Origin of the sequence: Erythrobacter sp. LQ02-29 (genome assembly GCF_022576075.2) — a bacterium.
Taxonomy (GTDB): domain Bacteria; phylum Pseudomonadota; class Alphaproteobacteria; order Sphingomonadales; family Sphingomonadaceae; genus Alteriqipengyuania.
Genome location: NZ_JANCNT010000001.1, coordinates 2,451,080 through 2,463,436 on the forward strand (window position 1 = coordinate 2,451,080; position 12,357 = coordinate 2,463,436).

11 protein-coding genes are annotated in these 12,357 nt (G+C 64.4%); 1 reads left to right on the plus strand and 10 read right to left on the minus strand.

What is annotated here, in order from left to right:
* Positions 1-44 precede the first annotated feature (44 nt).
* The 10 genes from MKP08_RS12075 to gorA all read right to left on the minus strand — a co-directional run bounded on the left by MKP08_RS12075 (position 45) and on the right by gorA (position 11,094).
* Complete coding sequence (locus MKP08_RS12075) at positions 45-416, minus strand: tRNA-binding protein (protein WP_241554035.1); 372 nt, start codon at positions 414-416, stop codon at positions 45-47.
* On the minus strand, positions 416-2,455 hold the full coding sequence (locus MKP08_RS12080; RefSeq protein WP_241554036.1) for an acetyl/propionyl/methylcrotonyl-CoA carboxylase subunit alpha: 2,040 nt from the start codon (positions 2,453-2,455) through the stop codon (positions 416-418). Before MKP08_RS12080 ends, MKP08_RS12075 begins: the two co-directional genes overlap by 1 nt.
* A 217-nt stretch (positions 2,456-2,672) precedes the next feature.
* A complete protein-coding gene (gene bioB / locus MKP08_RS12085) occupies positions 2,673-3,683 on the minus strand; it encodes a biotin synthase BioB (protein ID WP_241554037.1) in 1,011 nt (336 codons plus the stop codon).
* Positions 3,680-4,144: a DMT family transporter gene (locus MKP08_RS12090; RefSeq protein WP_241554038.1), complete on the minus strand. Its 465-nt coding sequence runs from the start codon at positions 4,142-4,144 to the stop codon at positions 3,680-3,682. The genes bioB and MKP08_RS12090 overlap by 4 nt, the downstream gene beginning before the upstream one ends.
* A complete protein-coding gene (gene scpA / locus MKP08_RS12095; protein WP_241554039.1) occupies positions 4,141-6,300 on the minus strand; it encodes a methylmalonyl-CoA mutase in 2,160 nt (719 codons plus the stop codon). The genes MKP08_RS12090 and scpA overlap by 4 nt, the downstream gene beginning before the upstream one ends.
* A 157-nt stretch (positions 6,301-6,457) precedes the next feature.
* The gene (locus MKP08_RS12100) at positions 6,458-7,069 is read right to left on the minus strand and encodes a glutathione S-transferase family protein (protein WP_241554040.1); all 612 of its coding nucleotides are present in this window, start codon (positions 7,067-7,069) and stop codon (positions 6,458-6,460) included.
* 165 nt (positions 7,070-7,234) lie between these two features.
* Complete coding sequence (mce, locus tag MKP08_RS12105; RefSeq protein ID WP_241554041.1) at positions 7,235-7,681, minus strand: methylmalonyl-CoA epimerase; 447 nt, start codon at positions 7,679-7,681, stop codon at positions 7,235-7,237.
* Between the two features lie 158 nt (positions 7,682-7,839).
* Positions 7,840-8,109: a hypothetical protein gene (locus MKP08_RS12110; RefSeq protein ID WP_241554042.1), complete on the minus strand. Its 270-nt coding sequence runs from the start codon at positions 8,107-8,109 to the stop codon at positions 7,840-7,842.
* A gap of 13 nt (positions 8,110-8,122) precedes the next feature.
* A complete protein-coding gene (locus tag MKP08_RS12115) occupies positions 8,123-9,658 on the minus strand; it encodes an acyl-CoA carboxylase subunit beta (RefSeq protein WP_241554043.1) in 1,536 nt (511 codons plus the stop codon).
* Between the two features lie 83 nt (positions 9,659-9,741).
* On the minus strand, positions 9,742-11,094 hold the full coding sequence (gene gorA / locus MKP08_RS12120) for a glutathione-disulfide reductase (protein WP_241554044.1): 1,353 nt from the start codon (positions 11,092-11,094) through the stop codon (positions 9,742-9,744).
* A gap of 158 nt (positions 11,095-11,252) precedes the next feature.
* Here gorA and MKP08_RS12125 point away from each other — a divergent pair, with 158 nt between their 5' ends.
* A complete protein-coding gene (locus MKP08_RS12125) occupies positions 11,253-12,332 on the plus strand; it encodes a mechanosensitive ion channel family protein (protein WP_241554045.1) in 1,080 nt (359 codons plus the stop codon).
* Positions 12,333-12,357: the final 25 nt, after the last annotated feature.

Below are 12,357 nucleotides of genomic sequence, written 5' to 3' on the forward strand. Positions count from 1 at the left end.
GCGGCGAGAAGCGCACGAGACGTCGCCGCCCCACGCAACAGCCCTCAGAACAGGCGCGAGCCGTTGGGTACGGGCGTGTCGGGCGCGAACAGCACGACCTCGCCCGCCTCGTCCGCGAAGCCGAGCGTCAGCACTTCCGACAGCATCGGCCCGATTTGGCGCGGGGGGAAATTGACGACCGCCGCGACCTGCCGCCCGACCAGTTCCTCGCGCGTGTAGTTGGCGGTGATCTGTGCCGAACTCTTGCGCTCGCCGATCGCGGGACCGAAGTCGATCCGCAGGCGATAGGCGGGCTTGCGCGCCTCCCGGAAATCCTCCGCCGCCACGATCGTCCCGATGCGGATGTCCGCCTTCAGGAAGGTCTCGAAATCGGTCTCTGGTGCGGGTGGCGCATCGGGAGCGTGGGAGAGGTGCATCACTCCAGTTCCAGGATTACCTCGTCCACCGCCAGGCTGTCGCCCTCGCCCGCATTTATCTTGGCGATGGTGCCTTCCTTCTCGGCGCGCAGGATGTTCTCCATCTTCATCGCCTCGACGGTGGCGAGCGGCTGGCCGGGCTGAACTTCTTCGCCCTCCTCGACATGCAGCTTCACCAGCAGGCCCGGCATCGGGCAGATCAGCATCTTGGAAAGATCGGGCGGCACCTTTTCGATCATATGATCGGCCAAATGCGCGATGCGGGTCTGGAGGATGCGAAGCTGATGCGTTCGGCCTCGCGTGGTGATGGCGTAACCGGTGCGCGTGGCTTTGAGCTGAAGGGTGAGCACCTCGCCAGTCTCGTCTTCGCCGCCGCCAAGTTCGACCTCGATCATGCTCTCGCCCGGCGTGTATTCCATGTCGAGCGCGACCGGCTCGCCATCGACCGTCACCGCGTCCTCTTCCAGCCGCACGTGATAATCGGTCTTGTCGATCCGCACCGTCCAGTCGCCTGGCGCGTAGAATTCACTGTCGAGCTTCTGGTCGATCCGCCGCGCGCGGTCGGCGTCGGCGGTTGCGATCACCCCGCCCACCGCGGCGAGCCCGCGCTTCAGATCGTCGGACGCGGCCGCGCCCGCGAAACCGTCGGGATATTCCTCCGCGATGAAGCCGGTGGTCAGCTCCCCTGCGCGAAAACGCGGATGCTGCATGATCGCGGACAGGAAGTCGATATTGTGGCCCGGCCCCTCCACGCGGAAGGCGTCGAGCGCCTCCACCTGCAGATCCGCTGCCTCGTCGCGCGTCTCGCCCCAGGTCACCAGCTTGGCGATCATGGGATCGTAGAACATCGAGACTTCGCCGCCTTCGTAAACGCCGTCGTCCACGCGCACGCCGTGTACGCCGCGCCGGCCATTGGCGCTGCCGTCGTCGGTCCAGCCCTCCACCGGCGGGTCATAACGGACCAGCCGCCCGATGCTGGGCAGGAAGCCGCGATAGGGGTCTTCCGCATAGACGCGGTTCTCGATCGCCCAGCCATCCAGCTTGATGTCGTCCTGCCCGAACGGCAGTTCCTCGCCCGCCGCGACGCGGATCATCCATTCGACCAAGTCGATCCCGGTGATCATCTCGGTCACCGGATGTTCCACCTGCAGGCGGGTGTTCATTTCGAGGAAGTAGAAGCTCTCGCCGGTCTCGTCCGCGCCGCTGACGATCAGTTCGACCGTGCCCGCGGAGTGGTAGTCCACCGCGCGCGACAGGGCGACGCACTGTTCGCCCATGGCCTTGCGCATCTTGTCGGTGACGAAGGGTGATGGCGCTTCCTCCACGACCTTCTGATGGCGGCGCTGGATCGAGCATTCGCGCTCGTTGAGATAGAGGATATTGCCGTGCTTGTCGCCGAGGATCTGGATCTCGATATGGCGCGGGTCCTCGATGAATTTCTCGATGAAGACGCGGTCGTCGCCGAAGCTGTTGAGCCCCTCACGCTGGGTCGCCTCGAACCCGTCCTTCACGTCCTGATCGTTCCAGGCGAGGCGCATGCCCTTGCCGCCGCCGCCCGCGCTGGCCTTCATCATGACCGGGTACCCGATCTTGTTGGCCCAGGTGAGTGCGTCCTCGGTGTTCTCGATCGCGCCTTCGGAGCCGGGCACGGTGTTCACCCCGGCCTCGCGCGCCAGTTTCTTCGATTCGATCTTGTCGCCCATCGCCGCAATCGCGGACGCGGGCGGGCCAATGAAGGTGATGTTTTCCTTCGCCAGCGCCTCGACGAAGCTGGCGCGTTCGGAGAGGAAGCCATAGCCCGGATGCACCGCCTCGGCCCCGGTCTGCTTGCACGCAGCGATGATCTTGTCCGCGACGAGGTAGCTTTCGGACGCCTGCGCGGGGCCGATATGCACCGCCTCGTCCGCCATCTTCACGAACGGTGCGCGGGCATCGGCATCGGAATAGACCGCCACCGTCTCGATACCCATCCGGCGCGCGGTCTTGATGACCCGGCAAGCGATTTCGCCGCGATTGGCGATGAGGATTTTCTTGAACATCAGGAAATCGGCCTTTTGCGGAGAATCAGGAGAATTGACGCGATCCATATCGCGAGAGTGACAACGACAATTATCAGCGCGTCATGGAGCTTGTCGGATATGCAAGCGTCGAAACCTGGCCCGAACGGCGGAAGGCACTCAGACATCGCGTTGACACCAAAGGCAGTCAATCCGATGCTTAGGATCACTACTGAGACGAAGAGGAGCTTGAGCCGCCTCACTCAGCCGCCTCCGCCACCCTGCACGCCCGCATCGGCTCCTCGCCCTTGAGCGCGGTCAGGCCCAGCTTCGCGAACAGCGCGCCGTCGCTGTCGTCGCCCGCATTGGGCGCGGTCAGCAGCTTGTCGCCGGTGAAGATCGAGTTTGCACCCGCGAGGAAGCACAACGCCTGTGTCGCCTCGCTCATGCTTTCGCGCCCGGCGGAGAGGCGCACCATGCTCATCGGCATCGCGATCCGCGCGACCGCCACAGTGCGGACGAACTCGATATCGTCGATCTTCGCGAGCGGGGTATCGGCCAGCATATCGCCCAGCACCGTGCCCTTGACCGGGACCAGCGCATTGACCGGCACGCTCTCGGGATGCTGCTCCAGCGTGGCGAGCGTGTGGACGAAGCCGACGCGATCCGCGCGCGTTTCGCCCATGCCCACGATCCCGCCGCTGCACACATTGATCCCCGCCTCGCGCACATTGCTGAGCGTATCGAGCCGGTCCTGATAATTGCGGGTGCTGATCACGCGCTCGTAATATTCGGGGCCGGTGTCGATATTATGGTTGTAATAGTCGAGCCCCGCCTCGGCGAGCATATCCGCCTGCTTGGGCGTCAGCATGCCCAGTGTCATGCAGGTTTCGAGACCCATCTCGCGCACGCCCTGTACGATCTTGACGATCGCAGGCATGTCGCGGTCCTTCGGGTTGCGCCAGGCGGCGCCCATACAGAAGCGCTGCGATCCGGCATCCTTCGCCTGCGCCGCGCGCTGCAGCACGGCCTGCACGTCCATCAGCTTGGTCGCCTCGACCCCGCTGTCGGCATGGACCGACTGACTGCAATAGCCGCAATCCTCCGGGCACCCGCCGGTCTTGATGCTGAGCAGCGTGCACAGCTGGACCTGTTCGGGGGGATGGTTCTCGCGGTGCACGCTGGCGGCGCGGAACAGCAGTTCGGTGAAGGGCAGGTCGAAGAGATCGGCAATCTCCTCGCGGGTCCAGTCTGTGCGGATTTGCGTCATACTGGCTTCCTAGCAAGATACAGGCCGATGGCCATCACCGCGATCCCCACCAGGCGCCTAGGCGTCAGCGAGGTCTGGATCACGCCCAGCAAACCGAAATGGTCGATCGTCGCCGCGGCGATCAACTGGCCGGTCAGAACGAAGAAGATCGCGTTGCCCAGACCGATCTTGGGCGCGGAAAATGCGATTGCGGTGGCGTAGAACAGCATGAAGACCGCCGCCCCATAGTGCCAGGGCTGATCGGTGACGAAAACCGACCGCGCGGGAAAGCCGACGAATGCTAGGATCACTGTGCCGATCGCCAGCCCGACCGCAAAGGTCACCGTAGTCGCCGCGATCGGGCTACCAAGCTGCTGGTTCAACCCCGCATTAAGCGAGGCGAACACGGGTATGCCGAGCCCTGCGGCGAACATCATGGCCGCGATAGGCAGAAACGCGGTGCCGGTCTGGGGCGCGGTCACTCCGCCGCATCCTCGAGTTCCTCATCGGGTGGAGGCATGTTGTGGCCGAGCAGGCGCAGCATGTCGGCCGCGCATTCCACCACGTTGGAGCCGGGGCCGTAGATGCCCTGAACGCCGGCCTCGCGCAGATATTCGTAATCCTTTTGCGGGATCACGCCGCCCGCGACGACCTTGATGTCGCTGCGCCCCGCTTCCTTCAGCAGCTCGATGAGTTCGGGGATCAGCGTCTTGTGCCCTGCAGCCAGACTGGACGCGCCGATCGCGTCGACGTCGTTTTCCAGCGCCATGTCCATCGTTTCGCGCGGGGTCTGGAACAGCGGGCCGGAGAGTACGTCGAAGCCCATGTCGGCAAACGCGCTGGCGATGACGTTGGCCCCGCGATCGTGGCCGTCCTGGCCCATCTTGGCGACGAACACCTTCGGCCTGCGGCCCAGCCGCCGTTCCACCGCCTGCACACCCTGCACCACCTGGGCGTAACGCGAATCGTCGGCATAGGCGCTGGCGTAGACGCCCTTCACCGGCGTCGGCAGCGTGTCGTAGCGGCCGAACACGTCCTCCATCGCCTCGCTGATCTCGCCCAGCGTCGCGTCGTGCCGTGCCGCCTCGACCGCCAGCGCGAGCAGGTTGCCCTCGCGCTGCGCCGCCCCTCGCGAAAGCGCGTCGAGCGCGGCCTTGCAGGCGAACTCGTCGCGGTTGCCGCGCACGTCCTTGAGCCGCGCGATCTGGCTTTCGCGCACCGCGTGGTTGTCGATATCGAGCGTGTCGATCTCGTCTTCTTTGTCGCGGCGGTACTTGTTGACCCCCACGATCACGGTTTCGCCGCGATCGACGCTCGCCTGTTTCGCGGCGGCGGCTTCCTCGATCTGGCGCTTGGGCGCGCCGCTGGCGACATAGGCGGTCATCCCGCCAGCTGCGTCGACTTCCTCGATCAGCGCCCTGGCTTCCTCCACCAGCTTGGCCGTCAGGCTCTCGACGTAATAGCTGCCGCCGAGCGGATCGACGACGTTGGTGATGCCCGTCTCTTCCTCCAGCACCAGCTGCGTGTTGCGCGCGATGCGGGCGGAGAAGTCGGTCGGCAGCGCGATCGCCTCGTCCAGCGCATTGGTGTGGAGCGACTGCGTCCCGCCCAGCACCGCCGCCATCGCTTCCACCGTGGTGCGGATGACGTTGTTGTACGGGTCCTGCTCCTGCAGGGACACACCGCTCGTCTGGCAGTGCGTGCGCAGCATCTTGGACTTGGGATTCTGCGCGCCCAGCCCGTCCATCACGTCGTGCCACAGATGGCGCGCGGCGCGCATCTTCGCCACTTCCATGAAGAAGTTCATGCCGATGCCCCAGAAGAACGACAGGCGCGGCGCGAAGGCATCGATATCGAGCCCGGTTTCCATCGCACGCTGGGCGTATTCCTTGCCGTCGGCGATGGTGAAGGCGAGCTCCTGCACCGCCGTCGCCCCCGCTTCGTGCATGTGATAGCCGCTGATGGAGATGCTGTTGAACCGGGGCATGTGGTCGGATGTGTAGGCGATGATGTCGCTCACGATCCGCATGCTCGGCTCGGGCGGGTAGATGTAGGTGTTGCGGACCATGAACTCCTTCAGGATATCGTTCTGGATGGTCCCCGCCAGCTTGTCCTGCGACACGCCCGCGCGCTCAGCCGCGACGATGTAGAACGCCAGCACCGGGATCACCGCGCCGTTCATCGTCATGGAGACGCTCATCTCGTCGAGCGGGATCTGGTCGAACAGTATCTCCATGTCGCGCACGGTGTCGATCGCGACGCCCGCCTTGCCGACATCGCCGCGCACGCGCGGGTGATCCGAATCGTAGCCGCGATGGGTGGCGAGATCGAACGCGACGCTCAGCCCCTTCTGCCCCGCGGCGAGGTTGCGGCGATAGAAGGCGTTCGATTCCTCCGCAGTGGAGAACCCCGCATATTGGCGGATCGTCCACGGCCGATTGGCATACATGCTGGCGTAGGGCCCGCGTGTGAACGGCGCCACGCCCGGCACGCCCGGGTCGATCCCCTGCGTGTCCTCCGCCGTATAGAGCGGCTTCACGTCGAATCCCTCCGGCGTGTGCCAGGTGAGGTCGCGGCCCTTCACCTCCTTGTCGGCGCGGGCTTTCCAGTCGTCATAGGTCGGTTTTTCGTCTGCCATCTCAGTTTCCGTTAGCACCCAGCCCTTCGGCTCATTTTGAGCCTGTCGAAGGGTCGTCCCTAGCTTCGTGAGACCGGGCTAGAAGAAAGTACGGCCCTTCGACAAGGTCGGGACGGGCGCAAGGGCGATATTCCCCGGGCGATATTGCCCGCGCCGGTCAGGCCGTGGCGCTCTCGCGCTCCGATATGCGCCGGTGCCACGCCGAGAGGTTCTCCAGCCCTTCGGTCGTGTCGAGCCCGATGAAACCGGCGAAGTCGACCGTGGTCAGCAGCAGGATATCGGCTGCGGTGAAGTCCGTCCCGGCAAGATAGTCGCGATCGGCCAGCGACTGCTCGAAGAAATTGAGCGCCTCGGCCACGCGGGGGCGGTTCGCCTCGCCCCACTCCGCGTTGCGGCCGGGCAGCGCGGCGGTGAAGGGATGCGTGTGGACCCACACCTGCGCGACTGGGGGCATCAGGATCATCTCGACCCGGCGGCACCACATCTCGATCTGCGCGATATCGAGCGGGGTGGTGCCGAACAGCGGCGGCTCGGGATGCAGCGCCTCGAGATAGCGCATGATCGCGACGCTCTCGGCAATCACCGTGCCATCGTCCAATTCGAGGATCGGCGTCTGCCCGCGCGGGTTCTTGGTGAGGTATTCGGGCGCTTTCTGTTCGCGCTGCGGGATCGAAACTTCCTTGGAGGGCAGCGCGATGCCCTTTTCGGCAGCGAAGATTCGCACGCGCCGCGGGTTGGGCGCGGGGTTGGGGCTATCGTAGAACAGCATCGGCATCCTCCGTGTTTTTCAGCGCTTGTTCTTGATCCCCGCGAACGCGGGAATCCAGATAAGGGTCTTTATGTTCCGCGAGATGTTCCGCGAGGCAAGCTGCACCCCAGCTTTCGCGGGGGGTGACGAAGGAGGTTGGTGGCGAGCGATAATGTCGCCCGCTTATCAGTGCGCGCCCTCCTTCGGCGTCTCCATGATCTCCGTCAGCTGCCCCATCATGTCCTTGGGGTGGAGGAAGAAGATCGGCGTGCCGTGCGCGCCGATGCGCGTCGGGCCGAGGATGCGCTTGTCCTTCCCCTCGAACCACGCGCGCGCCGCTTCGATGTCGCCCACCTCGTAGCAGACATGGTGCTGGCCACCGGCGGGATTCTTGGCGAGGAAGCCCTTGATCGGGCTCGCCTCGTCGAAGGGCTCGATCAGTTCGATCTGCGTGCCCTTGCCGACTTCGCCCGCGCTGTCGGGCGTATCGACGAAGCAGACCTTCACGCCCTGTTCGGGCAGATCAAACGGCTCGTTGATCCGCACCGCGCCCATCGTGTCGCGGTAATAGGCGATCGAGTCCGCGATCGAAGGCGTCGCGACGCCGATATGGTTGAGACGGCCGAGTTTCATGCGTCTGCTCCTGTCAAGTCGTCATGCTGAACTTGTTTCAGCATCCAGTCTTTCTCATGCAATGCCCGCGCCTTCCCAAAGCTGGACCCTGAAACAAGTTCAGGGTGACGGAATTCGTGCCTCCGGCAGACTCCAGGGAGCGTTGACGCGGAAGACGATCAACGATCGTCTTCATTCAGAAAAGCGGACTCGACTTCGCTTAGCCACTCAGGGCCAAGCGACCGCTCAACCCCTGATGTCGTCATCCCCGGATATCCAAAAAACTGCTTTGCCCCTTCGCGCATCATGTCCGCATCTGTCTCAGTCAGTTCGCTACTCGGATCATCCAGCTTCAGCTTAAGCGCACGATACTCAGCAAACTCGAACCCGGTGATTGCCTGCAATTCGCCGGGCCAATCTGACCATTCGGCGACAATATCCTCAAGCATCGCTCTGGCTACGTCACAACGGGATGTTGTCATGCTTCTTCCACGGGTTGGTCAGCTCTTTCCCGCGCAGCTTGCGCAGGCCCAGCGCGATCCGCCGCCGGGTCGAGTGCGGGTAGATGACTTCGTCGATATAGCCGCGTGAGGCGGCGACGAACGGGTTGGCGAAGCGGTCTTCGTATTCCTTCGTCTTCTGCGCGATCTTCTCGGGATCGTCGCGGTCCTGGCGGAAGATGATCTCCACCGCGCCCTTGGCGCCCATCACCGCGATCTCGGCAGTCGGCCAGGCGTAGTTGAGGTCGCCGCGCAGGTGCTTACTCGCCATCACGTCGTACGCGCCGCCATAGGCCTTGCGCGTGATGACGGTGATCTTGGGCACGGTCGCCTCGGCATAGGCGAACAGCAGCTTCGCGCCGTGCTTGATGATGCCGTTATGCTCCTGCCCCGTGCCGGGGAGGAAGCCGGGCACGTCGACGAAAGTCAGGATCGGGATGTCGAACGCGTCGCAGAACCGCACGAAGCGCGCGGCCTTCTTGCTCGAATTGATGTCGAGCACGCCCGCCAGCACCATCGGCTGGTTCGCGACCACGCCCACGGTGCGGCCCTCGACCCGGCCGAAGCCGCAGATGATGTTGCCCGCATGCGCCGGCTGGATCTCGAAGAACTCGCCTTCGTCCAGCGTCTTACGAATGATCTCCTGCATGTCGTAGGGCTGGTTGGCGTTGTCGGGGATGACCGTATCGAGGCTCGGCTCCTCGCGGTCCCAAGGATCGTCGGTCGGCCGCTCGGGCACGTCCTCGCGGTTCGACAGCGGCAGGTAGTCGATGAAATTGCGTGTCTGGAGCAGCGTCTCGATGTCGTTCTCGAAGGCGAGATCGGCCACGCTGGTCTTGGTCGTGTGCGTCACCGCGCCGCCCAGCTCCTCCTGCGTAACGACTTCGTTGGTGACCGTCTTCACCACGTCCGGCCCGGTCACGAACATGTAGCTGCTGTCCTTCACCATGAAGATGAAGTCGGTCATCGCGGGCGAATAGACCGCCCCGCCCGCGCACGGCCCCATGATCAGGCTGATCTGCGGGACCACGCCGGACGCCAGCACGTTGCGCTGGAACACCTCGGCATAGCCGCCCAGCGAGGCGACCCCTTCCTGGATACGCGCGCCACCGCTGTCGTTGAGGCCGATGACCGGCGCGCCGACCTTCATCGCCATATCCATCACCTTGCAGATTTTCTCCGCATGGCGCTTCGACAGCGAACCGCCGAAGACGGTGAAGTCCTGGCTGAAGACATAGACCAGCCGCCCGTTCACCGTGCCGCTGCCGGTGACGACGCCGTCGCCGGGGATCTTCTGGTCCTCCATCCCGAAATCGGTGCAGTCGTGCTCCACGTACCGGTCCAGCTCCTCGAAGCTGTCCTCGTCCAGCAGCACTTCGAGCCGTTCGCGCGCGGTCAGCTTGCCCTTGGCATGCTGCGCATCGATGCGCTTCTGTCCGCCACCCAGTTCGGCGGCTTCGCGGCGACGTTCCATTTCGGCGATGTTATCGGCGGACATTCCTACCCCTTGTCTGTCTGGCCCCCTGCGTTGCCGCAGCTAGCCCTTACCGTCAACGCGGCTGGCAACACGGATGGCGCGCGCTAGCGCATCAGCACCAGTTCTTCCGCCATGGTGGGATGGATCGCGACAGTAGAGTCGAAATCCGCCTTGGTCAGCCCGGCCTTCACCGCGATTGCCGCCGCCTGCATCATCTCGGGCGCCTCGGGCGCGATCATGTGGATGCCGACGATTTTGCCGCTGTCGCCATCGCAGACCATCTTCATCAGGCTGCGTTCGTTTCGGCCTGCCAGCACGTTCTTCATCGGGCGGAAGTCCGATAGATAGACCTTCACGCTGCCCAGCTTGTTCTTCGCCTCGCCCTCCGTCATGCCGACTGCGGCGATCGGCGGATGGCTGAACACCGCGCTGGGGACGCAGCCGTGGTCGACCGCCACGGGATCGCCCTTACCAAAGACGGTTTCGGCAAAGGCCTGCCCTTCGCGGATCGCCACCGGGGTCAGCTGGACACGATCGGTCACGTCGCCGACCGCATAGATGTGATCGACACTGGTCTTGCTGAACCGGTCGACCTTCACCTCGCCATGCTCGCCCAGTTCGACGCCCGCCTTGTCGAGCCCGAGCCCTTCGGTGTTGGGAATACGACCGACGGCGAACATCACGAGGTCGGCCTTCTCCTCGTCGCAGTCGGACAGCTTCACGAAGTAGCCGCCCTCGTCGCACGGCTTGATATATTCGAAAGTGGTGTTGAAGCGGAACTTGATCCCCTTCGTGGTGGAGATCTGCAGAAGCCGGTCGCGCACCGCCTCGTCATAGCTGCGCAGCAGGCGGTCGCCCCGGTTCACGATGTGAACGTCGCAGCCGAACTCGTTGAAAATTCCGGCAAACTCGTTGGCGATATAGCCGCCCCCCGCGATGATGATCTTCTTGGGGAGCTCGTCGAGATGGAACGCTTCGTTGGACGAGATGGCGTGTTCGGCCCCCTGGCACTCGGGCATGCGCGGGCGCGCGCCGGTCGCGATCAGGATGTGCCTAGCGGTCACCTTCCTGCCGCTGGCCAGCGTGATCTCGTGCCGGCCGGTAATCTCGGCGCGCTCGTTGAAGATCTCGACGTCGTGATTTTCCAGTGTCTCGGTATAGGCACCTTCAAGCCGGGTCACATCGTCTAGCACATTGTCGCGCAACTTGATCCAGTCGAACTTGCGCTCGCCTATCTCCCAGCCGAAGCGCTGACAGTCCTCTAGGTCTTCGGCAAAATGCGCACCGTAGACGAGCATCTTCTTGGGTACGCAGCCACGGATCACGCAGGTACCGCCGATCCGGTGCTCCTCCGCGATGGCGACCTTCGCGCCGAGCGCGGCGGAGACGCGGCTGGCGCGGACACCGCCCGAGCCGGCACCGATGGTAAAGAGGTCATAATCGTATTCGTCGGCCATGAAATTCTCCTGTTCGCGGCCGATATGGCGGGGCCGCCGCGTCTTGCCAACGTTTGCATCCCGGGAACATCCGTGCGCGTGTGCTCCTTTAACCGGGAGGACGAACACGAAAATTCGGGAGAGGTCGCCGGGCTCGCAGCCGAACACCGGGAGACCGCATGACAGACACGATCAGCAATACTCTTCAGCAGCAGACCGCGTTCCTGCCCGATCCATGGGGCTGGGCCGCGATCGCGGGCGGCGCGGTGCTGATCGCGCTGGCGATCCACTGGGTGGTGTTTCGGTTGCTGCGCACGCTTTCGCATCACAGCGACAGCAGGGCGGACAATATCGTCGTCGGCCGGTTGCGGCATCCAACGCGCGCGGCGCTGGTCGGGCTGGCGCTGGTGCTGGTCGCGCGCGAGGTCCCCGCCTTCGACGCGGTGTGGGCCAAGATCGCGAGCTTCGCCATGCCTGCGCTGATCGGCTGGGTCGCGATCGCGATCCTCCACGCGCTGATCGAGGCGATGAAGTTGAAAGCCGACATCACCGTCGCCGACAATCTCGCCGCGCGGCGCAGGCGTACGCGGCTCGCCATGGTGAACCGCATCGCGACCTTCGTGATCGTATTCGTGACCGTGGGGCTGATGCTGCTCTCGATCCCGGGCGTGCGCGATATCGGGGTGACGCTGGTCGCTTCGGCGGGCCTCGCCGGGCTCGCCGTTGGCGCAGCGGCCCAACCCGCGCTCAAATCGCTCATCGCCGGGGTGCAGATGGCGATCACGGAGCCGATCAATATCGACGACGCGGTGGTGGTTGAAGGGGAATGGGGCTGGATCGAGGATATCCGCACCACCTACGTAGTGGTCAAGATCTGGGACGAGCGGCGGCTGGTGCTGCCGACCAGCTATTTCCTGGAACAGCCGTTCCAGAACTGGACCAAGCAGACAGCCAACCTGCTGGGCACCGTGTTCCTCTACCTCGACCCAGCAACGAAGATCGGCCCCATCCGCGCCGAGTTCGAGCGGCAGGTAAAGGCGAACGAGCGCTGGGACGGCCGCGTCCAGGTGGTGCAGGTGACCGAAACCACGCGGGATTCGATCGAGGTACGCCTGCTGATGAGCGCGAAGAACTCGCCCACCCTTTTCGACCTCCGATGCGATATCCGCGAGGGGATGCTGGAATGGCTGGCCGACAATCAGCCGGAAGCGTTCGCGAAGCTGCGGCTTTCCTCGCTGGAACAGAACCCCGGCGGCTAGTGCCGTTCGCCCGGCTCCCCGGCAA